General features: G+C 60.9%; 23 protein-coding genes. 20 read left to right on the forward strand and 3 right to left on the reverse strand.

Going from position 1 to position 26,215, the window contains the following annotated elements; translation table 11 throughout:
• Positions 1 to 11 precede the first annotated feature (11 nt).
• The gene (locus tag D3880_RS12335) at positions 12 to 719 is read left to right on the forward strand and encodes an arginyltransferase (RefSeq protein ID WP_119893719.1); all 708 of its coding nucleotides are present in this window, start codon (positions 12 to 14) and stop codon (positions 717 to 719) included.
• 100 nt (positions 720 to 819) lie between these two features.
• Positions 820 to 1,038 (forward strand): translation initiation factor IF-1, encoded by a 219-nt coding sequence (infA, locus tag D3880_RS12340; protein ID WP_002553999.1) that lies wholly within the window; start codon positions 820 to 822, stop codon positions 1,036 to 1,038.
• Positions 1,039 to 1,097: 59 nt separating this feature from the next.
• Here the strand turns inward: infA and clpA are convergent, their stop codons facing one another.
• Both clpA and clpS read right to left on the reverse strand, forming a co-directional pair.
• Entirely contained in the window at positions 1,098 to 3,368 is a 2,271-nt protein-coding gene (gene clpA / locus D3880_RS12345) for an ATP-dependent Clp protease ATP-binding subunit ClpA (protein WP_119893720.1), read from the reverse strand.
• 29 nt (positions 3,369 to 3,397) lie between these two features.
• Positions 3,398 to 3,760 carry an ATP-dependent Clp protease adapter ClpS gene (gene clpS / locus D3880_RS12350; protein ID WP_119893721.1) on the reverse strand — a complete coding sequence of 121 codons (363 nt, stop codon included), beginning with the start codon at positions 3,758 to 3,760 and terminating at the stop codon, positions 3,398 to 3,400.
• 225 nt (positions 3,761 to 3,985) lie between these two features.
• Between clpS and cspD the strand changes: the two genes are divergently transcribed.
• Complete coding sequence (gene cspD / locus D3880_RS12355; RefSeq protein WP_119895731.1) at positions 3,986 to 4,249, forward strand: cold shock domain-containing protein CspD; 264 nt, start codon at positions 3,986 to 3,988, stop codon at positions 4,247 to 4,249.
• 67 nt (positions 4,250 to 4,316) lie between these two features.
• Here cspD and icd read toward each other — a convergent pair whose 3' ends face one another.
• On the reverse strand, positions 4,317 to 5,573 hold the full coding sequence (gene icd / locus D3880_RS12360) for an NADP-dependent isocitrate dehydrogenase (protein WP_119893722.1): 1,257 nt from the start codon (positions 5,571 to 5,573) through the stop codon (positions 4,317 to 4,319).
• 323 nt (positions 5,574 to 5,896) lie between these two features.
• On the opposite strand from icd, the gene D3880_RS12365 reads away from it, so the two are divergent.
• From D3880_RS12365 to nuoH, 17 genes are all read left to right on the forward strand, one after another.
• Positions 5,897 to 6,343 (forward strand): NUDIX hydrolase, encoded by a 447-nt coding sequence (locus D3880_RS12365; protein ID WP_119893723.1) that lies wholly within the window; start codon positions 5,897 to 5,899, stop codon positions 6,341 to 6,343.
• Positions 6,344 to 6,409: 66 nt separating this feature from the next.
• Positions 6,410 to 7,540: a tRNA 2-thiouridine(34) synthase MnmA gene (mnmA, locus tag D3880_RS12370; protein ID WP_119893724.1), complete on the forward strand. Its 1,131-nt coding sequence runs from the start codon at positions 6,410 to 6,412 to the stop codon at positions 7,538 to 7,540.
• Positions 7,537 to 8,157 carry a high frequency lysogenization protein HflD gene (gene hflD / locus D3880_RS12375; RefSeq protein ID WP_119893725.1) on the forward strand — a complete coding sequence of 207 codons (621 nt, stop codon included), beginning with the start codon at positions 7,537 to 7,539 and terminating at the stop codon, positions 8,155 to 8,157. Before mnmA ends, hflD begins: the two co-directional genes overlap by 4 nt.
• A 112-nt stretch (positions 8,158 to 8,269) precedes the next feature.
• A complete protein-coding gene (gene purB, locus D3880_RS12380) occupies positions 8,270 to 9,640 on the forward strand; it encodes an adenylosuccinate lyase (protein ID WP_119893726.1) in 1,371 nt (456 codons plus the stop codon).
• A 60-nt stretch (positions 9,641 to 9,700) separates the two neighbouring features.
• Positions 9,701 to 10,867, forward strand: a complete 1,167-nt coding sequence (locus tag D3880_RS12385; protein WP_119893727.1) for a ribosomal protein uL16 3-hydroxylase — start codon at positions 9,701 to 9,703, stop codon at positions 10,865 to 10,867.
• Positions 10,860 to 11,285, forward strand: a complete 426-nt coding sequence (locus D3880_RS12390; protein ID WP_119893728.1) for a GNAT family N-acetyltransferase — start codon at positions 10,860 to 10,862, stop codon at positions 11,283 to 11,285. Before D3880_RS12385 ends, D3880_RS12390 begins: the two co-directional genes overlap by 8 nt.
• Positions 11,286 to 11,292: 7 nt before the next feature.
• Positions 11,293 to 11,931, forward strand: a complete 639-nt coding sequence (locus tag D3880_RS12395) for a DUF7931 domain-containing protein (protein WP_119893729.1) — start codon at positions 11,293 to 11,295, stop codon at positions 11,929 to 11,931.
• On the forward strand, positions 11,928 to 12,737 hold the full coding sequence (locus D3880_RS12400; RefSeq protein WP_119893730.1) for a secretin N-terminal domain-containing protein: 810 nt from the start codon (positions 11,928 to 11,930) through the stop codon (positions 12,735 to 12,737). The genes D3880_RS12395 and D3880_RS12400 overlap by 4 nt, the downstream gene beginning before the upstream one ends.
• Before the next feature lie 521 nt (positions 12,738 to 13,258).
• Positions 13,259 to 14,854, forward strand: coding sequence for an isocitrate lyase (locus tag D3880_RS12405; RefSeq protein ID WP_119893731.1), 1,596 nt, complete (start codon positions 13,259 to 13,261; stop codon positions 14,852 to 14,854).
• Between the two features lie 206 nt (positions 14,855 to 15,060).
• A complete protein-coding gene (locus tag D3880_RS12410) occupies positions 15,061 to 17,055 on the forward strand; it encodes a PhoX family protein (protein WP_119893732.1) in 1,995 nt (664 codons plus the stop codon).
• Between the two features lie 578 nt (positions 17,056 to 17,633).
• Positions 17,634 to 18,050, forward strand: a complete 417-nt coding sequence (locus D3880_RS12415; protein ID WP_119893733.1) for an NADH-quinone oxidoreductase subunit A — start codon at positions 17,634 to 17,636, stop codon at positions 18,048 to 18,050.
• 10 nt (positions 18,051 to 18,060) lie between these two features.
• The gene (locus D3880_RS12420) at positions 18,061 to 18,735 is read left to right on the forward strand and encodes a NuoB/complex I 20 kDa subunit family protein (RefSeq protein WP_119893734.1); all 675 of its coding nucleotides are present in this window, start codon (positions 18,061 to 18,063) and stop codon (positions 18,733 to 18,735) included.
• A 62-nt stretch (positions 18,736 to 18,797) separates the two neighbouring features.
• On the forward strand, positions 18,798 to 20,579 hold the full coding sequence (gene nuoC, locus D3880_RS12425; protein WP_119893735.1) for an NADH-quinone oxidoreductase subunit C/D: 1,782 nt from the start codon (positions 18,798 to 18,800) through the stop codon (positions 20,577 to 20,579).
• Between the two features lie 2 nt (positions 20,580 to 20,581).
• Positions 20,582 to 21,076: an NADH-quinone oxidoreductase subunit NuoE gene (gene nuoE, locus D3880_RS12430; protein ID WP_119893736.1), complete on the forward strand. Its 495-nt coding sequence runs from the start codon at positions 20,582 to 20,584 to the stop codon at positions 21,074 to 21,076.
• A complete protein-coding gene (nuoF, locus tag D3880_RS12435) occupies positions 21,073 to 22,419 on the forward strand; it encodes an NADH-quinone oxidoreductase subunit NuoF (protein ID WP_119893737.1) in 1,347 nt (448 codons plus the stop codon). Before nuoE ends, nuoF begins: the two co-directional genes overlap by 4 nt.
• Before the next feature lie 94 nt (positions 22,420 to 22,513).
• Positions 22,514 to 25,225, forward strand: coding sequence for an NADH-quinone oxidoreductase subunit NuoG (gene nuoG, locus D3880_RS12440; protein WP_119893738.1), 2,712 nt, complete (start codon positions 22,514 to 22,516; stop codon positions 25,223 to 25,225).
• Positions 25,222 to 26,214: an NADH-quinone oxidoreductase subunit NuoH gene (gene nuoH, locus D3880_RS12445; protein ID WP_119893739.1), complete on the forward strand. Its 993-nt coding sequence runs from the start codon at positions 25,222 to 25,224 to the stop codon at positions 26,212 to 26,214. The genes nuoG and nuoH overlap by 4 nt, the downstream gene beginning before the upstream one ends.
• Position 26,215 lies beyond the last annotated feature (1 nt).

Raw genomic sequence — 26,215 nt, forward strand, 5'->3', positions numbered from 1 at the left:
GAGACGCGACCATGACCGAGCTGGCTCGCTTGAAGTTCTATGCCACTCAGCCACATCCATGCAGCTATCTGCCCGAAGAACAGGCCACCACTCTGTTTCTCGACCCCAGTCAGCCGATGGATATGGAGGTCTACGCCGAGCTTTCGGAAGTAGGCTTTCGCCGTAGCGGCGATCACCTCTACCGCCCACACTGCCAGCACTGCAATGCCTGCGTTCCAGCCCGCATCCCGGCGAGCGTCTTTATCCCCAGCAGGCAGCAGCGACGCATTCTCAAGCGCAATTCCGAACTGCAAGTGCACGCGGTACGCCCGACCTTCTCGGAAGAGTACTACGCGCTGTACGTGCGCTATATCGAGCAGCGCCACGCCGATGGCGACATGTACCCACCCAGCCGCGAGCAGTTTTCAACCTTTCTAGTGCGCGACCTGCCCTTCGCACGTTTCTACGAGTTCCGCCAGCGCGAGCGCTTGCTGGCCATCGCAGTCACCGATGTCCTGCCCAATGGGCTTTCCGCGGTCTACACCTTCTACGATCCTGACGAAGAGCGCCGCAGCCTTGGCCGTTATGCCATTCTCTGGCAAATCGGTGAAGCAGCCCGCCTTGGGCTCCAGGCTGTCTACCTTGGTTACTGGATCAAAAATTGCCGCAAGATGAATTACAAGACTCAATACCGGCCAATTGAACTATTCGTTAATCAGCGCTGGGTCACCCTCACCTGAAGCCCTTGGCGGACTACCCCATTTTCGGGCACAATGCACGCCGATTTTGCCTGGAGCTTGTTGCTCCCGGCCATTCACTGAATACCGAGGGCTTTACTGCATGTCGAAAGAAGACAGCTTCGAAATGGAAGGCACTGTCGTCGACACCCTGCCCAACACCATGTTCCGCGTGGAGTTGGAAAACGGGCACGTCGTAACAGCGCACATCTCCGGCAAGATGCGCAAAAACTACATCCGTATCCTGACTGGCGATAAAGTGCGTGTCGAATTGACGCCCTACGATTTGAGCAAAGGCCGCATCACCTACCGCGCGCGCTAAGCCAATCCAAACAAAAACGCCCGGCATCTGCCGGGCGTTTTTGTTTGTCTCTTGTACCGCTAGACCAGCTCTGCCGTGGTTTCAAACTCAAAGGACAGCTCGCCGTCCTTCAGGTCGATATGCACCACCCCCCCATGCTCGGCCAACTCACCAAAGAGAATTTCTTCCGCCAGCGGCCGCTTGATCTTGTCCTGAATCAAGCGCGCCATTGGCCGCGCGCCCATCTGCACGTCATAACCAGCCTCGGCCAGCCAGCCCCGCGCCGTATCGCTGACCTCGAGAGTGACATGCTTGTCCTCGAGTTGCGCCTGCAATTCGGTGAGGAACTTGTCGACGATACTCTTGATCACCTCATGGCTCAGACGACCGAACTGAATGATGGTGTCCAGGCGGTTACGAAACTCCGGAGTGAAGCTCTTCTTGATGACTTCCATCGCATCAGTCGAGTGATCCTGATGGGTAAAGCCGATCGAAGCCCGCGCCGCGATTTCCGCCCCAGCATTGGTAGTCATAATCAGGATGACATTACGGAAGTCCGCCTTGCGCCCGTTGTTATCGGTCAGGGTACCGTGGTCCATTACCTGCAGCAGCAGGTTGAAGACTTCCGGATGCGCCTTCTCGATCTCGTCGAGCAGCAACACGCAATGCGGCATCTTGGTGATCGCCTCGGTCAACAGCCCACCCTGGTCAAACCCAACATAGCCGGGAGGCGCGCCGATCAGGCGCGAAACGGTATGCCGCTCCATGTACTCGGACATGTCGAAACGCACCAGCTCGATCCCCATAGCCTTGGCAAGCTGCCGAGCGGCTTCCGTCTTGCCCACCCCGGTTGGCCCAGCAAAGAGGAAGGAGCCGACTGGTTTATCCGGCGATTTGAGCCCGGCCCGCGACAGCTTGATCGCCGTGGATAGCGAGTCGATCGCCGCATCTTGGCCAAACACCGTGAGCTTGAGGTCACGCTCCAGGTTGCGCAGCAATTGCTTGTCTGAGCTGGTGACATTCCTCGGCGGAATTCGGGCGATTTTCGCCACGATATCTTCCACCTGGGCGACGTCGATGCGCGCAGCCCGCTTCTCCAGCGGCTGCAAGCGCTGGTAAGCGCCGGCCTCGTCGATCACATCGATGGCCTTGTCCGGCATGTGCCGATCATTGATGTAACGAGCGGCCAGTTCGGCGGCGGCGCGCAGCGCCTCATCGCTGTATTCGATACCATGATGCTGCTCGAAACGCACCTTCAGTCCACGCAGGATGCCGATGGTGTCCTCGACCGAAGGCTCGGTGACATCCACCTTCTGAAAACGTCGCGCGAGCGCACGATCTTTCTCGAAAATGCCACGGAACTCCTGGAACGTGGTGGAGCCGATGCAGCGGATCTCACCCGAAGACAGCATCGGCTTGAGCAGGTTGGAAGCATCCATCACCCCGCCAGAAGCAGCGCCTGCGCCGATGATGGTGTGAATCTCGTCGATGAACAGAATGGCGTGAGGCCGCTTACGCAGCTCATTGAGCAGCGCCTTGAAACGTTTCTCGAAGTCCCCGCGGTATTTAGTACCTGCCAGCAAGGCGCCAAGATCCAGGGAGTAAACCACGCTGTCGGCCAGCAAGTCCGGAACCTGGCTATCGACAATGCGCTTGGCCAGACCTTCTGCGATGGCGGTTTTACCAACCCCCGCCTCGCCCACTAACAGCGGATTATTTTTACGCCGCCGCGCCAGGATTTGCGCAACGCGCTCGACCTCATGCTCACGCCCCACCAGCGGATCGATCCGCCCCTGGCGCGCGAGGTCGTTAAGGTTGCTGGCATAGGCATCGAGCGGATTGCCGGAGGGCGAAGACTCGCCTCCCTCTTCGTCCTGCATCTCCTGGTCATTCAGGGAATGATCGCCATGCCCAGGAACCTTGGAAATGCCATGCGCAATGAAGTTGACCACGTCAATGCGCGCAATGCTCTGCTGCTTGAGCAAGAACACTGCCTGACTTTCCTGCTCGCTGAAGATTGCCACCAACACATTGGCGCCCGTCACTTCCCGCTTGCCGGAGCTCTGCACGTGAAATACGGCGCGCTGGAGAACCCGCTGAAACCCAAGCGTCGGCTGGGTTTCACGATCTTCGTCATGCTGGGGAATCAGCGGCGTTGTGGAGTCGATGAACTCCTGCAGGTCATGCCGCAGCCTGTCTAAGTTGGCGCCACAAGCGCGCAGCACATTGGCTGCCGCCTCATTATCCAAAAGCGCTAACAAAAGGTGCTCAACCGTCATGAACTCATGACGCTTTGCGCGAGCCTCTTTGAAAGCCAGATTGAGGGTGACTTCGAGCTCACGGTTTAACATAACTTCACCTCATACCCAAGCGGCCGGAGTTAACCGTCCTTCTCGATCTCACAGAGTAGCGGATGCTGGCACTCTCTCGCGTACTGGTTGACCTGCATAGCCTTGGTTTCAGCGATGTCGCGGGTAAACACTCCGCACACTGCCCGCCCCTCTGTATGGACGGCCAGCATGATCTTGGTCGCCAGCTCCCTGTTCAGGTTGAAAAACACCTCGAGCACTTCGACCACAAAATCCATGGGCGTGTAGTCATCATTGAATAGGACCACTTTATACATCGGTGGCACCTGCAACTTCGGCTTGGCCTCCTGCACGACTAGGCCGAAAGAATCACCCTCATGTGGCGCAGGATGATCCTGATTGAATGTTAGTCGAATCTGGCTGCTTACACGCATATTGGAATGAAAGGTTCGCGGCTGGAGAATGACGATGCTAGACGGACTTTGACCGATTTCGCAGGTGGTCGCCGTATAGCCTTGACTATCGGCAAAAGGGTGTTACAAACAGTGAATACCCATTTTGGGTATCAGGAGTTCCGCGCCCCATCCAAACCGGTCATTTCGCGCGGAATCGGGTGGATGATACTCCAGCTATGGAGTCCTTTGCAGAGGGATATCAGCATGCTTAGCGGTAAGGTCAAGTGGTTCAACAACGCCAAGGGCTATGGATTTATCCTGGCAGACGGCCGAGATGAGGACCTGTTCGCCCACTACTCGGCGATCCAAATGGAAGGCTACAAGACGCTTAAAGCTGGCCAACCGGTAAGCTTCGATATCGTTCAAGGCCCCAAGGGACTGCACGCCGTCAACATCAGCACGATTTCTGCATCGGCTGAAGCCCCCGCTACTGCCCCACAGACCCAGAGTTCTGCGCTCGAAGCTTAAGCTCAGTAGCATTTGACATAAAAAAGGCCGGTCAATTTGACCGGCCTTTTTCTTGCCGCGGATCAGCTCACATATGAGCGATCATGGCATCCCCGAACTCCGAGCAAGACAGCAGCTTGGCGCCGTCCATCAGGCGCTCGAAGTCGTAGGTCACTGTCTTCGCGGCGATAGCGCCATTGGTGCCCTTGATGATCAGGTCGGCAGCTTCGGTCCAGCCCATGTGGCGCAGCATCATCTCAGCAGAGAGAATGACCGACCCCGGGTTGACCTTGTCCTGGCCAGCATACTTCGGCGCGGTGCCGTGGGTAGCTTCGAACATGGCCACGTTGTCGGACAGGTTAGCGCCCGGAGCGATACCGATACCGCCCACTTCCGCCGCCAAGGCATCGGAGAGGTAGTCACCGTTTAGGTTCAGGGTGGCGATTACATCGTATTCGGCCGGACGCAGCAGAATCTGCTGCAGCATGGCGTCGGCGATGGCATCTTTGACCACGACGGTTTTGCCGGTGTTCGGGTTCTTGAATTGCATCCATGGGCCGCCGTCCAGCAACTCAGCACCGAACTCGTCACGGGCAACTTCGTAGCCCCAATCTTTGAAGGCACCTTCGGTGAACTTCATGATGTTGCCTTTGTGCACAATGGTCAGCGAGTCGCGGTTGTTATCGACGACGTACTGCAGAGCCTTGCGTACCAGGCGCTGGGTACCTTGCTTGGAAACCGGCTTGATGCCGATACCGCAATCCTGATCGAAACGGATCTTAGTGACACCCATCTCTTCTTTCAGGAACTTGATAACCTTAGTCGCTTCAGGCGAACCGGCCTTCCATTCGATTCCGGCATAAATATCTTCGGAGTTTTCACGGAAGATGGTCATGTCGACGTCGCCTGGCTTCTTGACCGGGCTGGGCACGCCTTCGAACCAGCGCACCGGGCGCAGGCAGACATACAGATCGAGTTCCTGACGCAGGGCTACGTTCAGCGAACGGATACCACCACCGACCGGAGTGGTCAGCGGACCCTTGATGGAAACAACGTAATCGCGCACGGCCTCCAGGGTTTCTTTCGGCAGCCAGGTGTCCTGGTCGTAGACTTTGGTGGCTTTCTCACCAGCGTAAACTTCCATCCAGGCGATTTTGCGCTCACCGTTATAGGCTTTCTGTACGGCCGCATCGACGACCTTGATCATCACCGGACTGATGTCGGCACCGATGCCATCGCCCTCGATGAACGGGATGATCGGGTTGTTCGGTACATTCAGGGACATGTCGGCATTGACGGTGATTTTGTCACCGGTTGCTGGCACCTGGATCTTTTGGTATCCCATGCTGGACTCCGTAGCTCGTGTGGTCTGACATCCCGCCGCGCGGATGGCGCGGCAGCTGGATCTTGGGTCTCGGAAAGGCGGGTCATTCTTGTAGTTTTTCTACAGAAAGTCACGCACTTTTCCATCTATCAGCGCGGCGAATTACTGCTCAGAGCCATATAAAACCAGCCTTTTATGCGCTCTTGTAGTAAGACTACAAGAGCGCTACAAAACCCGCCGAACAAGGCCGCAATTTATCCTAGCAGCTCATCACTCGCGCACCCTGACTCGCCGCCTGTTGCCGCGCTGGCTAATATGCGCCTCCCGAACGAGAGGACTCCATAATGCGCTTCACCCCTCATGTTACCGTCGCCACTGTGATTGAGAGCGAAGGCCGCTTCCTGCTGGTCGAGGAGATGGCGGGCGGCCGTGCCGTATTTAATCAGCCTGCCGGCCACTTGGAAGCCGACGAAAGTCTGATTGAGGCCGCCTTACGCGAGACGCTGGAAGAAACCGGCTGGGACGTCGAGCTGACGGCAGTCACCGGCATCTACCTGTATACCGCCGTCAGCAATGGCGTGACCTACCAGCGCGTCTGCTTCTCCGGCAGACCGCTGCAGCAACGGCCCAATCACTCGCTCGACGAGGGCATCCTTGGCCCACGCTGGCTGAGCCGAGCGGAGCTGGCCGCACAACCTGAACGCTGGCGTAGCGAGTTGGTTCTGCGCTGCATCGACGACTATCTCGGCGGCGAACGTTTTCCGCTGAGCCTGATCCGCATGCCTGCTTGAATCGCCTTGGCAGCCTGGCTGCTGATAGAATTCCATCCTTCACCCGAGCCAAGCCTCCGTATCGCCATGTCTGATCCAGTCCGCAATGCAACTCCACAGCGCGTCATCGTCGGCATGTCCGGTGGCGTTGATTCCTCCGTGTCCGCCCTTCTGTTGATGCAGCAGGGCTACCAGGTGGAAGGCCTGTTCATGAAGAACTGGGAAGAGGACGACGGCACCGAATACTGCACCGCCATGGATGATCTGGCCGACGCCCAGGCGGTCTGCGACAAGCTCGGGATCAAACTGCACACCGCCAATTTCGCGGCGGAATATTGGGATAACGTGTTCGAGCACTTTCTCACCGAATACAAGGCCGGCCGCACGCCGAACCCAGACATCCTCTGCAACCGCGAAATCAAGTTCAAAGCCTTCCTCGACTACGCCTTGACCCTCGGCGCCGACCTCATCGCTACCGGTCATTATGTGCGCCGCCGCGATAGCGACGGGCGCACCGAACTGCTCAAGGGCCTCGACCCGAACAAGGATCAGAGCTACTTCCTCCACGCCGTGGGCGGCGAGCAGATTGCCAAGACCCTGTTTCCGGTTGGCGAACTGGAAAAGCCCGCGGTCCGCGTCATCGCCGAGCAATACGAACTGGCCACGGCGAAGAAGAAAGACTCTACCGGCATCTGCTTTATCGGCGAGCGCCGTTTCAGCGACTTCCTCAAACAATACCTGCCAGCCCAACCGGGCAACATCGAAACCACCGAAGGCCAGGTGATTGGCCGCCATCATGGCTTGATGTACCACACCATCGGCCAGCGCCAAGGCCTGGGTATTGGCGGTCTGAAGGATGCCGGCGAAGAGCCCTGGTACGTATTGAGCAAAGTCCTTGAGCGCAATGTCCTGATTGTCGGCCAGAGCAACGACCATCCCTGGCTGTTCTCCCGCGCCCTGCTGTGTTCAGAGATCTACTGGGTCAATCCCATCGACCTGAGCCAGCCGCGCCAGTTGAACGCCAAGGTGCGTTATCGCCAGAGCGACCAGGCCTGCACCCTGGAAAGAACCGCCAGCGGCTACCGCGCGACATTCGCCCAGCCGCAACGGGCGGTGACGCCCGGCCAATCGGTGGTGTTCTACGACGGCGCGGTTTGCCTGGGCGGCGGCGTGATCGAAACCGCCGAGCCCTGGAACAGCAAGGATCCGCACCCATGACGCCAATGCAGGAACAACTGGTGGCCCTCGGCGCGGTCTTTGAGGCGGCAGTCCTGGTCGACAAAATCGCCCGCACCGGCCAGATCAGTGAAGCCCCGCTGGGCTGCATGCTCGGTAGCCTGCTGATACGCAACCCCGAGAACACGTTGGAAATCTACGGTGGGGACGATCTCAATCTGCGTGATGGCTACCGCGCTCTGGCCGGCGCCCTCGAGCGCGAGCCGGCCAGCCTGCAGCGCGAACCACTGCGCTATGCCCTCGCCCTGCTCGGCCTGGAGCGCCAGTTGGCCAAGCGCGATGACATGCTGCACGTCATCGGCAGTCGCCTCGATCAGATTCAGCAGCAGGTGCAGCATTTCAGCTTGACCCACGAAAACGTCGTGGCGAGTTGCGCCAGCCTTTATCAGGACACCTTGAGTACCTTTCGTCAGCGCATTCAGGTGCAAGGCGACATGCGCAACCTGCAGCAGCCAAACAACGCCGCAAAAATCCGCGCCCTGCTGCTAACCGGCATCCGCTCGGCTCGTCTGTGGCGCCAGCTGGGAGGCCATCGCTGGCAGCTGGTTTTCAGTCGCCGCAAGATGCTCGCCGAGCTGTACCCGCTGATGCGCGGCTGACCCCGGCCATCGGCGCAAGACACGACGCTAATCGGCTAGCCGCGGGCCGGGCGCGTTTTTCATGTATGATACGCCCCCATTTTCGTTAGCCGACTGTCCGAGAACGCCCTCCATGCAGCTCTCCTCGCTCACCGCGGTTTCCCCCGTCGACGGCCGTTACGCCGGCAAAACCAGCGCCCTGCGCCCCATTTTCAGCGAATACGGCCTGATCCGCTTCCGCGTCATGGTCGAAGTGCGCTGGCTGCAGCGTCTGGCCGCGCACCCGGGTGTTCCGGAAGTCGCGCCCTTCTCCGCCGCAGCCAATACCCTGCTCAACGGCCTGGTCGATGACTTCCAGCTGGAGCACGCCGAGCGCGTCAAAGAGATCGAGCGTACCACCAACCACGACGTCAAAGCCGTGGAGTACCTGCTCAAGGAGCAGGCCGCCAAGCTGCCGGAGCTGGCCACGGTCAACGAGTTCATCCACTTCGCCTGCACCAGCGAGGACATCAACAACCTGTCCCACGCCCTGATGCTGCGTGAAGGCCGCGACCACGTGCTGCTGCCACTGATGCGCCAGATCGCCGGCGCGATCCGTGAGCTGGCGGTGAAGTTCGCCGACGTGCCGATGCTGTCGCGCACCCATGGCCAGCCGGCTTCGCCGACCAGCCTCGGCAAGGAGCTGGCCAACGTGGTCTACCGCCTCGAGCGACAGATCGCCCAAGTGGCTGGCGTGCCGTTGCTGGGTAAGATCAACGGTGCCGTGGGCAACTACAACGCCCACCTGTCGGCGTATCCGCAGGTCGACTGGGAAGCCAACGCCCGCCAATTCATCGAAGGCGACCTCGGTCTGGCCTGGAACCCCTACACCACCCAAATCGAGCCGCACGACTACATCGCCGAGCTGTTTGACGCCATCGCCCGTTTCAACACCATCCTCATCGATTTCGACCGCGATGTGTGGGGCTACATTTCCCTCGGCTACTTCAAGCAGAAGACCGTGGCTGGTGAAATTGGCTCATCGACCATGCCGCACAAGGTCAACCCGATCGACTTCGAAAACTCCGAAGGCAACCTCGGCATCGCCAATGCGCTACTCCAGCACCTAGCCAGCAAGCTGCCGATCTCGCGCTGGCAACGCGACCTGACCGACTCCACCGTGCTGCGCAACCTCGGCGTCGGTTTCGCCCACAGCGTGATCGCCTACGAAGCCAGCCTTAAAGGAATCAGTAAGTTAGAGCTCAATGCTCAACGTATTGCTGACGATCTGGACGCTTGCTGGGAAGTGCTCGCCGAACCGGTGCAGACAGTGATGCGTCGCTATGGCATCGAGAACGCCTACGAGAAGCTGAAGGAGCTGACCCGCGGCAAAGGCATCAGCGCCGAAGCCCTGCAGCACTTCATCGACGGCCTGGATATTCCGGCGGAAGCCAAAGTGCAACTGCGTGCCCTGACCCCCGCGAGCTATATCGGCAATGCCGCCGCTCAAGCCAAGCGCATCTGACAGCCCCCTCTTTTTTGCACGCCCGGCTGTGCCGGGCGTTTTTATTTCAAAGGCTTAACTATGAATCCTGATACTCCTCTTCAACTTCTGGGCGGCCTGACTGCACGTGAATTCCTCCGCGATTACTGGCAGAAGAAACCCCTGCTGATCCGCCAGGCACTGCCAGGGTTCGAAAGCCCGATCTCCGCCGATGAGCTGGCGGGGTTGTCGCTGGAAGAGGAGGTCGAATCACGCCTGGTCATCGAGCACGGCGTGCGCCCCTGGGAGCTGCGCCGCGGCCCCTTCGGCGAAGACGACTTCAAGAACCTGCCGGAACGCGACTGGACCCTGTTGGTGCAGGCCGTCGATCAGTTCGTGCCTGAAGTCGCCGAACTGCTGCAGCACTTCCGCTTCCTACCCAGCTGGCGCATCGATGACGTGATGATCAGCTTCGCTGCGCCTGGCGGCAGCGTCGGGCCGCACTTCGACAACTATGATGTCTTCCTGCTCCAGGCCCAGGGCCAACGGCGCTGGAAGATTGGCCAGACGTGCGACTCTGACAGCGAACTACTGGAGCACGCCGACCTGCGCATCCTGGCCAACTTCGAGCAGAGCGATGAATGGGTGCTGGAGCCTGGCGACATGCTCTATCTGCCGCCGCGCGTGGCGCATTTCGGTACCGCCGAGAACGATTGCCTGACCTATTCCGTAGGCTTCCGCGCGCCCAGCGCAGCCGAAGTACTGACCCATTTCACCGACTTCCTCAGCCAATTCCTGCCTGACGAAGAGCGTTACAGCGATGCCGGCATCGCGCCGACCAACGACCCGCACCAGATCCAGCACGATGCACTCGAGCGCCTCAAGGCGCTGCTGGCCGAACACATGGGTGACGAACGTCTATTGTTGACCTGGTTTGGTCAGTTCATGACCGAGCCACGCTATCCCGAGTTGGTGGCTGGCGCCGAACTTGGCGAAGAAGACTTCCTAGCCAGCCTGGAAGACGGCGCCGTGCTGATCCGCAACCCAAGCGCGCGCCTGGCCTGGTCCGAGGTGAACGAAGATCTGCTGCTGTTCGCCAGCGGCCAGAGCCGCCTGCTGCCGGGCAACCTGCGCGAACTGCTGAAACTGATCTGCGCCGCCGACGCCTTACATCTCGACAATCTCGGCCGATGGCTAGCCGACGACGAGGGGCGTAAGCTGCTGGTGGAACTTATCAAGCAAGGAAGTCTGGAGTTTACTGATGAATAACCTGCATGTCCGCGTCGCCGATTGGCAGAAAGACAACGCCGATCTGCGCCGAATTCGCGAGACGGTCTTTATTGCCGAGCAGGCAGTGCCGCCAGAGCTTGAATGGGATGCCGAAGACCCTCATGCCGTACACTTCCTGGCCCTCGACGGCGACTACGCGATAGGCGCCGCGCGCCTGCTGCCCGACGGCCATATCGGCCGCGTGTCGGTTCTCAAGGATTGGCGCGGACTGAAGGTCGGCGAGGCGCTGGTAACCGCTGCAATCAAGGAGGCCGAACGGCGTGGCCTGACCCGGCAAATGCTCAGCGCCCAGGTGCATGCGACCCCCTTCTACGAGCGCCTGGGCTTTGCCGTGGTCAGCGGCGAGTTCCTCGACGCCGGCATTCCCCACGTCGATATGGTGCGCCAAAGCCGCTGAGGTCAGGATGAACGACGACAACGCCCCGTCACCTGAAGCGAACGCCGAGCCAGTGGAACTGCCGGCCATTGAGTTTCAGTCACCGGGGCGTTACGTCGTGCACAACCCGCCCAGCCCGCAAACTGAACCGCAGCCCTGGGAGCCGGCCCCGTTCATGCTTGGCAGGCACCAGCCCCTGGAGCACTTCAGCCAACCCGCCGACGCCCGTGCCCATGCCCTGGCGCTCCTGCAGCAGGCGCAACGCAGCCTGTGCCTGTACAGTCCGGACCTCGAAGCCTGGCTGTACAACCACAGCAGCGTGCAGGATGCCTGCACCCACTTCTTGCTGGCCAACCCGAAGAATCGCCTGCGGATTCTCCTGCGTGATACCACCCGCGCGACCAGAGAGGGGCACCGCTTGCTCAACCTTGCGCGCCGCCTGCCGAGCAACCTGCAGATCCGCAAACTGCATCCCGATCACCCCAGCGAAGAGGTCGCTTTTCTGCTGGCGGACGGCCGGGGCCTGTTGCTGCGCCCCGAACCCGAACAACCCGCCGGCTATGCCTTGTATAACGACCCCGGCCGGGTGCGCCAGCACCAGGCGCAATTCAACCAAGCCTGGGACCTGAGCATCACCGATCCCGATTTGCGGAGCTTTCTGCTATGAACCTGCGCGCCTCGCTTGCTGCCCTTCTGCTGGTCTGTTGCCAGCCACTACTCGCCGCCACCGAGGTAATCCCGCTCAACTACCGCACCGCCGAAGATGTGCTACCGGTCGTACAGTCGGTACTGGGCAACGAGGGGCGCGTGAGCCCCTATGGCAACCAGCTGATCGTCAATGCCTCACCGGCGAAGATTCAGGAGCTCCGTGACCTGCTCAATCAGCTGGACACCCAACCCAGACGCCTGCTGATCAGTGTCGACACGTCCGACGCCAGCCACATGAATGACCGTGGTTACGCGGTGAATGGCTCGGCCAGCGCTGGCAACGTGGAAATCCAGGCCGGCCGCGGCGAGGTCGGCGGCCGCGATCAGGTACGCATCATCCGCAACAGCACCGCCAGCCGTGGCGGTGGCACCCAGCAAGTACAAGCGACCGAGGGCTACCCGGCGCTGATCCAGGTCGGCCAGAGCGTGCCGCTCACCACCACTAGCGTCGACCCGTACGGCGGCGCCTACAACGACACCCGATACCGCGATGTCACCCGCGGCTTCTACGTGACCGCCAGCCTCACCGGCGACATCGTCCACGTCAGCATCAGCAGCAACAACGACCGCCTCAGCCAGACCCAACCTGGCGCCATCAACGTGCAGAGCACTGACACCCGGGTCAGCGGCCGTCTTGGCGAGTGGATAACCATTGGCGAAGTCAATGAGAGCAGCCAAGCCGATCAAGGCGGCTTTCTTCAGCACCGTTCGACTCAGGGGCGTGACGATATGACCTTACGCCTCAAGGTCGAAGCCCTGGACTGACACCCCGACTCCTGACCGAACAGTCGCCTCTAAAAAAATATGTAGTAGTGATAAAAAAGCACTACAAAACGTTTGACGGACATTTGTTTGAAAGGCATCATGGCCCCGCTCCCGCTAATCAGGGGCTCTGGAAAGGGCCTCCGGATCGCGCTCTAACTTAGCAACCTGAGCCGATCCGTGTTGTACAGCCCACAAGGCGGTTTGACGAGATTGCGACTGGAACGAAGTTGTCCTGAGGGACGGGGAAGCGTTTTAGCGTATCAGCCAGATTGACCTGTTCAGCCCAGCGAATCGCCCGACGGCACCCACGAGCCAACCCGCGATTCGAGCCAAGCTCACGAATATGGTCATCTAACTGTTCGTTTCGTCCCCCCTCCTCCCAGTTTCAACCTCGTCTTGGTCAATACCTCGCCACACTGCGGTGAGCCACCCGCAACAATGCCTTCGGAACCTTAGGTTTTCAGTGGGGTTTTGAGTGGGAAGCCGGTGCTCAACCAAACACACACTTTGAAGGATTGACCATGTCAGCTTATCAAAACGACATCAAGGCCGTTGCCGCGCTGAAAGAGACGTTCGGCAGCAGCTGGAGCGCTATTGACCCTGAGTCCGTGGCCCGCATGCGCGCCCAGAACCGCTTCAAAACCGGTCTGGAAATCGCTCAGTACACTGCCGACATCATGCGCAAAGACATGGCCGAGTACGATGCTGACTCCTCCGTCTACACCCAGTCGCTGGGCTGCTGGCATGGTTTCATCGGTCAGCAGAAGCTGATTTCGATCAAGAAGCACCTGAAGACCACCAACAAGCGCTACCTCTACCTGTCGGGCTGGATGGTTGCTGCTCTGCGTTCGGATTTCGGTCCGCTGCCGGATCAGTCCATGCACGAGAAAACTTCGGTTTCCGGCCTGATCGAAGAGCTGTACACCTTCCTGCGCCAGGCTGACGCCCGTGAGCTGGACCTGCTGTTCACCGCTCTGGACGCTGCCCGCGCTGCTGGCGACAACGCCAAAGCTGCTAACCTGCAGAACCAGATCGACAACTACGAAACCCACGTAGTGCCAATCATCGCCGACATCGACGCTGGTTTCGGTAACCCGGAAGCCACCTACCTGCTGGCCAAGAAGATGATCGAAGCGGGTGCTTGCTGCATCCAGATCGAAAACCAGGTTTCCGACGAGAAGCAGTGCGGCCACCAAGACGGCAAAGTCACCGTGCCACACGCTGACTTCCTGGCCAAGATCAACGCTGTTCGCTACGCATTCCTCGAGCTGGGCATCGACAACGGCGTGATCGTTGCCCGTACCGACTCCCTGGGTGCTGGCCTGACCAAGCAGATCGCTGTTACCAACCAGCCGGGCGACCTGGGCGACCAGTACAACTCCTTCCTGGATTGCGAAGAAGTTTCCGCTGCCGACCTGAACAACGGCGACGTGGTACTGAACCGCGGTGGCAAGCTGCTGCGTCCTAAGCGTCTGCCGTCCAACCTGTTCCAGTTCCGTGCTGGCACCGGTGAAGCGCGCTGCGTACTGGACAGCATCACTTCGCTGCAGAACGGCGCTGACATGCTGTGGATCGAAACCGAGAAGCCACACGTCGGCCAGATCGCAGAAATGGTTAACGAAATCCGTAAAACCATCCCGAACGCCAAGCTGGTTTACAACAACAGCCCGTCGTTCAACTGGACCCTGAACTTCCGCCAGCAAGTGTTCGATGCGTTCGCTGCCGAAGGCAAAGACGTTTCCGCCTACGACCGCACCAAGCTGATGAGCGTCGAATACGACGAAACCGAGCTGGCTCAGGTTGCTGACGAGAAGATCCGTACCTTCCAACGTGATGGTTCCGCTCAGGCTGGTATCTTCCACCACCTGATCACTCTGCCGACCTACCACACCGCCGCGCTGTCCACCGACAACTTGGCCAAAGGGTACTTCGCAGACCAGGGCATGCTGGCCTACGTGAAAGGCGTTCAGCGTCAGGAGATCCGTCAAGGTATCGCCTGCGTTAAGCACCAGAACATGTCCGGTTCCGACATCGGCGACGCTCACAAAGAGTACTTCGCTGGTGAAGCGGCCCTGAAAGCCGGCGGCAAAGACAACACCATGAACCAGTTCAGCTAAGAACCGGTTCACTCAACCGAGACCACGATCAAGGTTGAGTGTGTTGATAAAAACCCCAGCAGAAATGCTGGGGTTTGTTTTTTGGGCACATCCATAAAGATGTGCGTTTGAGCACGCCTGGCCACCCCGGCCAAGCGTTGTCATGTTTTCGTCTTGCTCAGGCTTTAGCGTCAAGGCTCCGTGATTCACCCACATGGAGACCAGCTGTGAACGAGCAAAATGACAACGCCGGGCTGTTTGGCAGCGGCGACGAAGCCCCTAGCAATCATTCCAACAATCCTCACTTCAATGACTTGGTCGCGGGTATCACCCGCCGCCAGATCCTGGCGAGCAGCGCCGCACTAGGCAGCCTGGCCTTTCTTGGCGCAACCCTGCCGAGCCTTGCCGAGGCCGGCGAGCAAACCGTTGCCAGTCAGCCACTCAAGCGCCGCAATCGCCTGCCGTTCACCGCCATTCCGACCAGCCGCGCGGACACCATTAGCGTACCGCCAGGCTACAAGGCCACACCCTTCATTCCCTGGGGCACACCGATTACCGGCCGTTACCCGGCCTTTGCCGATGACGCCAGCAACAGCGCCCAGGATCAGGCAGAGCAGACCGGCATGCATCACGACGGCATGCACTTCTTCCCTATCGATGCCCAGCGCGGCCTCGGCCGGCAATCCGATCACGGCCTACTAGTGCTGAACCACGAGTACATTGACGCGCCGCTGCTGCACCCTAACGGCCCGACTGTGGTGAATGGCAAGCGCGTCAACGCCGAGGAGGTGCGCAAGGAAATCAACGCCCATGGCGTATCCGTGGTCGAGATCCGCCGCAACGTGCGCGGCGAATGGGATGTAGTGCCGAGCCCGCGCAACCGCCGCATTACTGCCGCCACGCCTATGCAGATCCGTGGTCCGGCCCGTGGCCACAAGCTGCTGCAGACACGCTACAGCCCGGATGGCAAGGCTACTCGCGGAACGCAGAACAACTGTTCGAACGGCTACACCCCCTGGGGCACCTATCTGACCTGCGAGGAGAACTGGGCCGGCTACTTCGCCAGCGCCGACGCCGATATGCCGCGCGAACTGAGCCGCTACGGCCTGCGCAGCAGCAGCCGCTTCGGCTGGAATACGCTGCCTGGCGATGAGTTCGAGCGCTTCGACGCCACCCGCAAAGGCGCCAGCGCCACAGCCGACTACCGCAACGAGCCCAATCACTTTGGCTGGATCGTCGAGATCGATCCCTTCAACCCCGAGTCGGTACCGATCAAGCGCACAGCTCTTGGCCGCTTCGCCCATGAGGGACTGATCTTCGCCCCGGCCAAAGCCGGACGCCCCTTGGTGTGCTATTCCGGGGACGATTCGCAGAACGAGTACCTATACAAATACGTCAGCCGCGACCGCTATTGGCCAGGCTTCAGCCATGGTCGCCTGCTCGACGAGGGAACCCTGTATGTCGCACGCTTCAACGCCGATGGTAGCGGCGAGTGGCTGGCACTGGACATCACCAATCCACGCTTCCTCAAAGCCTGCCTCACGGCCAGAGTCACCTTTGCCGACCAGGGCGAGGTACTGATTAACACCCGCCTGGCGGCCGATGTGGTCGGCGCCACCAAGATGGACCGCCCCGAATGGGGCGCAGTGCATCCGGATACCGGCGAGGTCTACTTCACCCTCACCAATAACACCGCCCGCACCCTTGCGGATGCCGCCAACCCACGCATCGCCAACGCCTACGGGCACATCATCCGCTGGCGCGAACAGAGTCGAGACCACACTGGCACCCGCTTCAACTGGGACCTGTTCTTGCTTGCCGGACCGCAAACCGACAGCCGCGGCCCGGATGGCACAGCGCTGACAGCCGACAACACTCTCGCCAGCCCGGACGGCTTGTGGTTCGACCCAGATGGCCGCTTGTGGATCCAGACCGACATGAGCGGGAGCCAACTCAGCAACGGTCCATTCGGCAATAACCATATGCTGGTTGCCGATCCACGCAGTGGTGAACTCAAGCGCTTCCTCGTTGGCCCGCTGGGCGCAGAGATCACCGGCATCACCGCCACGCCAGATTTCCGCACGTTGTTCGTCAACATCCAGCACCCCGGCGAAGGCTCGACCGCGACCAACCTGCTCAGCTCCTGGCCTGACGGCCCAGGCAAGCGACCACGCTCATCTACCGTAATCATCACTCGCGAGGATGGCCGCCACATATTGTGAGCCCAGACCGACCAGCCCCTCTTCGGCCGGCCAACCATGGCCGGTCATTTTCCCGCAGGCTTCACTCTCGGGCCACGGCGAAGCAACAGAGAAGCGCTTCAAACTCCGCCTAAGGCACTTGCCAACCCCCGAACTTGTCCAAACAGTCGTCACTAGTCGCAGGTCTATAGCGACCTCGCCAGCACAAGGGCACTGGATGGAGTACATCGGTCAAATCGCGATTAAAGCAAGCGGGATTGACTCAGACTTGACCGCAATAGTTGCGCGGGCATCAAATCAGGAAAGACGACAAGCAATTAAATGATAATAGTTATTATCTGCATGCAGACATACTCATCGCAACTGTTCGATGGATATACGACTAAAGCCGCAAAACCCTCGAGGAGGCCCGCAAGACGCTGATTTTGCGCGATTCTGGACTGTCATACCTGAACGCTAAGTTAATTTTTTATAAGGAAAAATTTACTTAGCGTGGCAGACACGCATAAAATTAGAGGAATCGATTGCTGGCTAAGCATCTGCCCCCAGCGACTCCACTTTTATTATGTATCGCCGCCCCTTGTCTAAGGAGTCCCGGCATGACTGCTGAAACTATCGCCACCGTGTCCCACAACTGGGGCTTTGCCATTTTCCTTCTGGGTGTCGTCGGCCTCTGCGCCTTCATGCTCGGCGTTTCCAGCCTGCTGGGCAGCAAAGCCTGGGGCCGGAGTAAGAACGAACCCTTCGAGTCCGGCATGCTGCCCACCGGTAGTGCTCGCCTGCGCTTGTCCGCCAAATTTTATCTGGTCGCGATGCTGTTCGTGATCTTCGACGTTGAAGCCCTCTTTCTCTTCGCCTGGTCGGTGTCGGTTCGCGAAAGCGGCTGGGCCGGCTTCATCGAAGCTACAGTTTTCATAGCAATTCTGTTGGCAGGTCTTGTCTACCTTTGGCGCATCGGGGCGCTCGATTGGGCTCCCGAAGGTCGTCGCAAGCGGCAGGCGAAGCTAAAACAATGAGGCTTTGGCGATGCAATACAAACTCACCAGGATCGACCCGGATGCTCCCAACGAGCAGTATCCGATCGGCGAACGGGAGACCGTAGCCGATCCGCTCGAGGGTCAAGTCCACCGCAACATCTACATGGGCAAACTGCAGGACGTGCTGACTGGCGCGGTCAACTGGGGACGCAAGAACTCCCTGTGGCCGTACAACTTCGGCCTGTCCTGCTGCTACGTGGAGATGACTACCGCCTTCACCGCACCCCATGACATCGCCCGCTTCGGTGCCGAAGTGATCCGTGCATCGCCGCGCCAGGCCGACTTCATGGTGATTGCCGGCACCTGCTTCATCAAGATGGCCCCGGTCATCCAACGCCTCTATGAGCAAATGCTCGAGCCCAAATGGGTTATTTCCATGGGTTCGTGCGCCAATTCTGGCGGCATGTACGATATTTACTCGGTCGTTCAGGGGGTCGACAAATTCCTCCCTGTGGACGTTTACGTGCCCGGCTGCCCTCCGCGCCCCGAGGCATTCCTGCAAGCGCTGATGCTGCTGCAGGAATCGATCGGCCAGGAGCGTCGCCCACTTTCCTGGGTTGTCGGTGATCAAGGCGTCTATCGCGCCGAGATGCCCTCGCAACGGGAACAGCGCCGTGAACAGCGTATCCAGGTAACCAACCTGCGCAGCCCCGACGAAGTGTGATCCCGGCCTTTCCACAAGAAAGCCCTACTCACCCTTTACGTTGACTGAAAGCGACCGAGACCATGACTGCAGACAGCGCTCTGTACATCCCGCCCTACAAGGCTGACGACCAAGACGTCGTCGTTGAACTGAACTCCCGCTTTGGCGCTGAGACCTTCACCGTCCAGTCCACCCGCACCGGCATGCCGGTACTTTGGGTTGCCCGCGAGAAACTCATCGAAGTGCTGACCTTCCTACGTCAGCTGCCCAGGCCCTACGTGATGCTCTACGACCTGCACGGAGTCGACGAGCGTCTGCGCACCAAGCGCCACGGTCTGCCGGGCGCTGACTTCAGCGTGTTCTATCACCTGCTGTCGATCGAGCGAAACAGCGATGTGATGATCAAGGTGGCCTTGTCCGAAGGCGACCTCAACCTGCCGACTTCGACCGGCATCTGGCCGAACGCCAACTGGTACGAACGCGAAGTCTGGGACATGTTCGGCATCACCTTCGCCGGCCACCCGCACCTGTCGCGGATCATGATGCCGCCGACTTGGGAAGGTCACCCGCTGCGCAAGGACTACCCGGCACGCGCCACGGAGTTCGACCCGTTCAGCCTGTCGGTCGCCAAGCAGAACCTGGAAGAAGAAGCCGCGCGCTTCAAGCCGGAAGATTGGGGCATGAAACGCCACGGCGAGAATGAGGACTATATGTTCCTCAACCTCGGTCCCAACCACCCGTCCGCCCACGGCGCCTTCCGCATCATCCTGCAGCTGGACGGCGAAGAGATCGTCGACTGCGTGCCGGAAGTCGGCTACCACCACCGTGGCGCCGAGAAGATGGCCGAACGACAGTCCTGGCACAGCTTCATTCCTTATACCGACCGCATCGACTATCTCGGCGGGGTGATGAACAACCTGCCGTACGTGCTGGCCGTCGAGAAGCTCGCCGGAATCAAGGTGCCGGAGAAGGTCGACGTCATCCGCGTGATGCTCGCCGAATTCTTCCGCATCACCAGCCACCTGCTGTTCCTCGGCACCTATATCCAGGACGTCGGCGCCATGACGCCGGTGTTCTTCACCTTCACCGACCGCCAGCGCGCCTACACGGTGATCGAAGCCATCACCGGTTTCCGCCTGCACCCGGCCTGGTACCGCATCGGCGGCGTGGCCCATGATCTGCCGCGCGGCTGGGAGAAGCTGGTCAAGGACTTCGTCGAATGGCTGCCCAAACGCCTCGACGAATACGAAAAGGCCGCATTGAAGAACAGTATCCTCAAGGGCCGCACCATCGGCGTGGCGCAGTACAACACCAAGGAAGCGCTGGAATGGGGCGTTACCGGTGCCGGCCTGCGCTCCACCGGCCTTGACTTCGACCTGCGCAAGGCCCGTCCTTACTCCGGCTACGAGAATTTCGAGTTCGAAATCCCGCTGGCGGTGAATGGCGACGCTTATGACCGTTGCATCGTCCGTGTTGAAGAGATGCGCCAGAGCATCCGCATCATCGACCAGTGCCTGAAGAACATGCCGGAAGGCCCGTACAAGGCCGACCACCCGCTGACCACGCCGCCGCCAAAAGAGCGCACGTTGCAGCACATCGAAACCCTGATCACCCACTTCCTGCAAGTTTCCTGGGGCCCGGTCATGCCGGCCAACGAAGCCTTCCAGATGATCGAGGCGACCAAGGGCATCAACAGTTACTACCTGACGAGCGACGGCGGCACCATGAGCTACCGTACCCGGATCCGCACCCCCAGCTTCCCGCACCTGCAGCAGATCCCTGCGGTGATCCGCGGCAGCATGGTGGCTGACCTGATTGCGTATCTGGGCAGTATCGATTTCGTTATGGCCGACGTGGACCGCTAAGCATGAGCACGTTAATCCAGACCGACCGTTTTACCCTCAGCGACAGCGAGCGCTCGGCCATCGAGCACGAGATGCATCACTACGAAGATTCGCGCGCCGCGTCCATCGAAGCCTTGAAGATCGTGCAGAAAGCCCGCGGCTGGGTGCCGGATGGCGCCATCCCGGCGATCGGCGAGATCCTCGGCATTCCGGCCAGCGACGTCGAAGGCGTGGCGACCTTCTATAGCCAGATCTTCCGCCAGCCCGTCGGCCGCCACATCATCCGCGTCTGCGACAGCATGGTCTGCTATATCGGCGGCCATGAATCGGTGGTCGGAGCGATCCAGCAACAACTGGGCATCGGCCTCGGCCAGACCACCGCCGACGACCGTTTCACCCTGCTGCCGGTGTGCTGCCTGGGCAATTGCGACAAGGCCCCGGCCTTGATGATCGACGACGACACCTTCGGCAATATCGGGCCGGACGGCGTGGCCAAACTGCTGGAGGCCTACCCATGAAACTGACCTCCTTCGGCCCTGCCAACCTGATCGCCCGCAACCCGGAAACCCATCCGCTGACCTGGCGTCTGCGTGACGATGGCGCGCCCGTCTGGCTCGACGAATACCAGGCCAAAGATGGCTACAGCGCTGCGCGCAAGGCCCTCGCGCAAATGGCCACTGACGATATCGTCCAAGTCGTCAAAGACTCCGGCCTCAAGGGCCGTGGCGGCGCCGGCTTCCCCACCGGGGTGAAATGGGGCCTGATGCCCAAGGACGAATCCCTCAACATCCGCTACCTGCTGTGCAACGCGGACGAGATGGAGCCCAATACCTGGAAAGACCGCCTGCTGATGGAACAGCTGCCACACCTGCTGATCGAAGGCATGCTGATCAGCGCCCGCGCGCTGAAGGCCTACCGCGGTTACATCTTCCTGCGCGGCGAATATGTGGATGCCGCGCGCAACCTCAACCGCGCCGTCGAGGAAGCCAAGGCCGCCGGCCTACTGGGCAAGAACATCCTCGGCAGCGGCTTCGACTTCGAGCTGTTCGTCCACACCGGCGCCGGCCGCTACATCTGCGGCGAGGAAACCGCGCTGATCAACTCCCTGGAAGGCCGCCGCGCCAACCCGCGCTCCAAGCCGCCCTTCCCCGCCGCCGTCGGCGTCTGGGGCAAGCCGACCTGCGTCAACAACGTCGAGACCCTGTGCAACGTGCCGGCCATCGTCGGCAACGGTGTCGACTGGTATAAGACCCTGGCCCGCCCGGGCAGCGAAGACATGGGCACCAAGCTGATGGGCTTCTCCGGCAAGGTGAAGAACCCCGGCGTGTGGGAGCTGCCGTTCGGCATCCCGGCCCGTGAGCTGTTCGAGGACTACGCCGGCGGCATGCGCGATGGCTACAAGCTGAAATGCTGGCAGCCCGGCGGCGCCGGTACCGGCTTCCTGTTGCCTGAGCACCTGGACGCGCCGATGTTCGCTGCCGGTATCGCCAAGGTCGGCACCCGTATGGGCACCGGCCTGGCCATGGCGGTCGACGAGAGCGTCAACATGGTCTCGCTGCTGCGCAACATGGAAGAGTTCTTTGCCCGCGAATCCTGCGGTTTCTGCACGCCGTGCCGTGACGGCCTGCCGTGGAGCGTGAAGATGCTTCGCGCCCTCGAGCGCGGCCAGGGCACCAAGGAAGACATCGACACCCTGCTGCAGCTGGTCAACTTCCTCGGCCCCGGCAAGACCTTCTGTGCCCATGCACCGGGTGCCGTGGAACCGCTGGGTAGCGCGATCAAATATTTCCGTCCGGAGTTCGAGGCAGGCGTTGCCCGCCAGAACGCACCGGCGGCGCCGGTCCAAGTGGTCAGCGCATAACAGTTTGCAGATCGGCGGCCACACCCGGCCCCGATTGCACCGTGATTCTATTAGCCAAGCCCGCCACAAGCGGGCCAACGAAGAAACCTGAACCATGGCCACTATCCACGTAGACGGCAAAGCGCTCGAAGTCGACGGTGCGGACAACCTGCTCCAGGCTTGTCTCTCGCTCGGCCTCGACATCCCCTACTTCTGCTGGCACCCGGCGCTCGGTAGCGTCGGCGCCTGTCGCCAGTGCGCGGTCAAGCAGTACACCGACGAGAACGACAAACGTGGTCGCCTGGTCATGTCCTGCATGACCCCCGCGACCGACAACACCTGGATCTCCATCGACGACGAGGAAGCGAAGCAGTTCCGCGCCAGCGTCGTCGAATGGCTGATGACCAACCACCCGCACGACTGCCCAGTGTGCGAGGAAGGTGGGCACTGCCACCTGCAAGACATGACGGTGATGACCGGCCACAACGAGCGCCGCTATCGCTTCAGCAAACGCACCCATCAGAACCAGGAACTCGGCCCGTTCATCTCCCACGAGATGAACCGCTGCATCGCCTGCTACCGCTGCGTGCGCTACTACAAGGACTACGCCGGCGGCACCGACCTCGGCGTCTTCGGTGCCCACGACAATGTCTACTTCGGCCGTGTCGAAGATGGTGTGCTGGAAAGCGAGTTCTCCGGCAACCTCACCGAGGTCTGCCCAACCGGCGTGTTCACCGACAAGACTCACTCCGAGCGCTACAACCGCAAGTGGGACATGCAGTTCGCCCCAAGCATCTGCCAAGGCTGCTCGAGCGGCTGCAACATCAGCCCCGGCGAGCGCTATGGCGAGATCCGCCGCATCGAGAACCGCTACAACGGCTCGGTCAACCACTACTTCCTCTGCGACCGAGGCCGCTTCGGCTATGGCTATGTGAATCGCGAGGATCGCCCCCGCCAGCCGCGTTTCGGCCAGCAGCAACTGGGCCTGGACGCCGCGCTGGACAAGGCCGCCGAACTGCTCAAGGGCAAACGCGTGATCGGCATCGGTTCGCCACGCGCCAGTCTGGAAGGCAACTTCGCCCTGCGCGAACTGGTCGGTGCGGGCAACTACTACAACGGCATCAGCGCCGCCGAGTTGGATAATCTGCGCTTGGTCCTGCAAGTGCTGCAGGACAGCCCGCTGCCGATCCCGTCGATCCGCGAGATCGAGGATCACGACGCAGTATTCGTGCTCGGCGAAGACCTGACCCAGACCGCCGCGCGTATCGCCCTGGCGCTGCGCCAGTCGGTCAAGGGCAAGGGCGAGGACATGGCCGCCGCCATGAAGATCCAGCCCTGGCTCGATGCGGCGGTGAAGACCATCGCCCAGCACGAACTGAACCCGCTGTTCATCGCCAGCCTGACCGACACCAAGCTCGACGACGTCGCCGCCGAGTGCGTGCACGCCGCCCCGGACGACCTCGCCCGCCTCGGCTTCGCCGTCGCCCATGCCATCGACCCAAGCGCCCCGGCCGTCACCGGCCTGGATGCCGAAGCCAGCGAACTGGCTCAGCGCATCGCCGCCGCGCTGCTCGCAGCCAAGCGCCCGCTGATCATCTCCGGCACCTCGCTGGGCAGCAAGGCGCTGATCGAGGCCGCGGCGAACATCGCCAAGGCCCTCAAGACTCAAGAGAAAAAGGGCTCTATCAGCCTGGTAGTGCCGGAAGCCAACAGCCTCGGTCTCGCCCTGTTCGGCGGCGAATCGCTGGACGCCGGCCTGCTGGCCCTGACCAATGGCCAGGCCGACGCCTTGGTGGTGCTGGAGAATGACCTGTACCGCCGCGCCGATGCCGCAGTGGTCGACGCAGCGTTGAATGCCGCCAAGGTGCTGATCGTTGCCGATCACCAGCAGACCGCGACCGTTGAGCGTGCCCATCTGGTGCTGCCGGCTGCCAGCTTTGCCGAAGGCGACGGTACCCTGGTCAGCCAGGAAGGCCGTGCCCAGCGCTATTTCCAGGTCTACGAGCCGTCCTACTACGACGCCAACATCCTGGTGCGCGAAGGCTGGCGCTGGCTGCATGCGCTGCACAGCACCCTGCAAGGCAAGACTGTCGACTGGACGCAACTGGACCAGGTCACCGCAGCCGTGGCTGCCGGCAACGGCAAGCTCGCTGGCATCGTCAACGCCGCGCCTTCCGCCTCGTTCCGTATCAAGGGCCTGAAGATGGCGCGCGAACCGCTGCGCTACAGCGGCCGCACCGCCATGCGCGCCAACATCAGCGTGCACGAGCCGCGTCAGCCGCAGGATCAGGATTCGGCGTTCGCCTTCTCCATGGAAGGCTACTCCGGCAGCAAGGAAGACCGTCAGCAGATCCCGTTCGCCTGGTCGCCAGGTTGGAACTCGCCGCAGGCCTGGAACAAGTTCCAGGACGAAGTCGGCGGCCATCTGCGCGCCGGTGACCCTGGCGTGCGCCTGATCGAAGCGCAAGGCGATCGCCTGCAATGGTTCAGCGCGATTCCGGCGCCGTTCAACCCGGCCGCCGGCAGCTGGCAAGCGGTGCCTGTGCATCACCTGTTCGGCAGCGAGGAAAACTCTTCGCGCGCCGCCCCGGTGCAAGAGCGCATCCCGCAATCCTATGTCGCGCTGGCCAAATCCGAGGCCGAGCGTCTGGGCGTGAGCGCCGGTACGCTGCTCAGCTTGCAAGTCGGCGACCAGGCCTTGCGCCTGCCACTGCGTATCGACGAGCAACTGGCCGCTGGCCTGGTCGCCCTGCCGGTTGGTCTGGCGGGCATCCCGCCGCTGGTTGCCGGTCAATCGGTCACTGGTCTGCAGGAGGCCGCGCAATGAGCTGGCTGACTCCCGAAGTGGTTGATGTGATCGTCGCCGTCCTCAAGTCGATCGTGATCCTCCTCGCAGTAGTGATCTGCGGCGCGCTGCTCAGCTGGGTGGAGCGTCGCCTGCTGGGCCTCTGGCAGGATCGTTATGGACCAAACCGGGTGGGGCCGTTCGGCGCCTTCCAGATCGCCGCGGACATGATCAAGATGTTCTTCAAGGAAGACTGGACGCCGCCGTTCGCCGACAAGCCGATCTTCACCCTGGCGCCGGTGGTGGCCATGAGCGCCCTGCTGATCGCCTTCGTGATCATCCCGATCACCCCGACCTGGGGCGTGGCGGATCTGAACATCGGCCTGCTGTTCTTCCTCGCCATGGCTGGCCTGTCGGTCTATGCGGTGATGTTCGCCGGCTGGTCGAGCAACAACAAGTTCGCCCTGCTCGGCGCCCTGCGGGCCTCGGCGCAGACGGTATCCTACGAAGTGTTCATGGGTCTGGCCTTGATGGGCGTGGTGGCGCAAGTTGGCTCGTTCAACATGCGCGACATCGTCGACTATCAGGCCCAGCACCTGTGGTTCATCATTCCGCAGTTCCTCGGTTTCTGTACCTTCTTCATCGCCGGCGTCGCCGTGACTCACCGTCACCCGTTCGACCAGCCGGAAGCGGAGCAGGAGCTGGCCGACGGCTACCACATCGAATACGCCGGGATGAAATGGGGCATGTTCTTCGTCGGCGAATACATCGGCATCGTATTCGTCTCGGCACTGCTGGTGACCCTGTTCTTCGGCGGCTGGCATGGCCCGTTCGGCATCCTGCCGCAGATTCCGTTCATCTGGTTCGCCCTGAAAACCGCATTCTTCATCATGCTGTTCATTCTGCTGCGCGCCTCGATTCCGCGCCCGCGCTATGACCAGGTGATGGACTTCAGCTGGAAGTTCTGCTTGCCGCTGACCTTGTTCAACCTGCTGGTGACCGGCGCACTCGTGCTGGCCGCGGCCCAGTAAG

Source organism: Pseudomonas cavernae, assembly GCF_003595175.1.
GTDB classification, from domain to species: Bacteria; Pseudomonadota; Gammaproteobacteria; order Pseudomonadales; family Pseudomonadaceae; genus Aquipseudomonas; species Aquipseudomonas cavernae.

Bases quoted from the DNA above. Each gene is read 5' to 3' on its own strand.
- mnmA (WP_119893724.1), top strand. From the start codon at position 6,410: ATGTCTGATCCAGTCCGCAATGCAACTCCACAGCGCGTCATCGTCGGC.
- nuoF (WP_119893737.1), top strand. From the start codon at position 21,073: ATGAAACTGACCTCCTTCGGCCCTGCCAACCTGATCGCCCGCAACCCG.
- D3880_RS12405 (WP_119893731.1), top strand. From the start codon at position 13,259: ATGTCAGCTTATCAAAACGACATCAAGGCCGTTGCCGCGCTGAAAGAG.
- D3880_RS12335 (WP_119893719.1), top strand. From the start codon at position 12: ATGACCGAGCTGGCTCGCTTGAAGTTCTATGCCACTCAGCCACATCCA.
- D3880_RS12395 (WP_119893729.1), top strand. From the start codon at position 11,293: ATGAACGACGACAACGCCCCGTCACCTGAAGCGAACGCCGAGCCAGTG.
- icd (WP_119893722.1), bottom strand. From the start codon at position 5,573: ATGGGATACCAAAAGATCCAGGTGCCAGCAACCGGTGACAAAATCACC.
- nuoG (WP_119893738.1), top strand. From the start codon at position 22,514: ATGGCCACTATCCACGTAGACGGCAAAGCGCTCGAAGTCGACGGTGCG.
- nuoH (WP_119893739.1), top strand. From the start codon at position 25,222: ATGAGCTGGCTGACTCCCGAAGTGGTTGATGTGATCGTCGCCGTCCTC.
- clpS (WP_119893721.1), bottom strand. From the start codon at position 3,760: ATGCGTGTAAGCAGCCAGATTCGACTAACATTCAATCAGGATCATCCT.
- cspD (WP_119895731.1), top strand. From the start codon at position 3,986: ATGCTTAGCGGTAAGGTCAAGTGGTTCAACAACGCCAAGGGCTATGGA.
- D3880_RS12415 (WP_119893733.1), top strand. From the start codon at position 17,634: ATGACTGCTGAAACTATCGCCACCGTGTCCCACAACTGGGGCTTTGCC.
- purB (WP_119893726.1), top strand. From the start codon at position 8,270: ATGCAGCTCTCCTCGCTCACCGCGGTTTCCCCCGTCGACGGCCGTTAC.
- hflD (WP_119893725.1), top strand. From the start codon at position 7,537: ATGACGCCAATGCAGGAACAACTGGTGGCCCTCGGCGCGGTCTTTGAG.
- clpA (WP_119893720.1), bottom strand. From the start codon at position 3,368: ATGTTAAACCGTGAGCTCGAAGTCACCCTCAATCTGGCTTTCAAAGAG.
- D3880_RS12385 (WP_119893727.1), top strand. From the start codon at position 9,701: ATGAATCCTGATACTCCTCTTCAACTTCTGGGCGGCCTGACTGCACGT.
- D3880_RS12365 (WP_119893723.1), top strand. From the start codon at position 5,897: ATGCGCTTCACCCCTCATGTTACCGTCGCCACTGTGATTGAGAGCGAA.
- infA (WP_002553999.1), top strand. From the start codon at position 820: ATGTCGAAAGAAGACAGCTTCGAAATGGAAGGCACTGTCGTCGACACC.
- D3880_RS12420 (WP_119893734.1), top strand. From the start codon at position 18,061: ATGCAATACAAACTCACCAGGATCGACCCGGATGCTCCCAACGAGCAG.
- D3880_RS12390 (WP_119893728.1), top strand. From the start codon at position 10,860: ATGAATAACCTGCATGTCCGCGTCGCCGATTGGCAGAAAGACAACGCC.
- D3880_RS12400 (WP_119893730.1), top strand. From the start codon at position 11,928: ATGAACCTGCGCGCCTCGCTTGCTGCCCTTCTGCTGGTCTGTTGCCAG.
- nuoE (WP_119893736.1), top strand. From the start codon at position 20,582: ATGAGCACGTTAATCCAGACCGACCGTTTTACCCTCAGCGACAGCGAG.
- nuoC (WP_119893735.1), top strand. From the start codon at position 18,798: ATGACTGCAGACAGCGCTCTGTACATCCCGCCCTACAAGGCTGACGAC.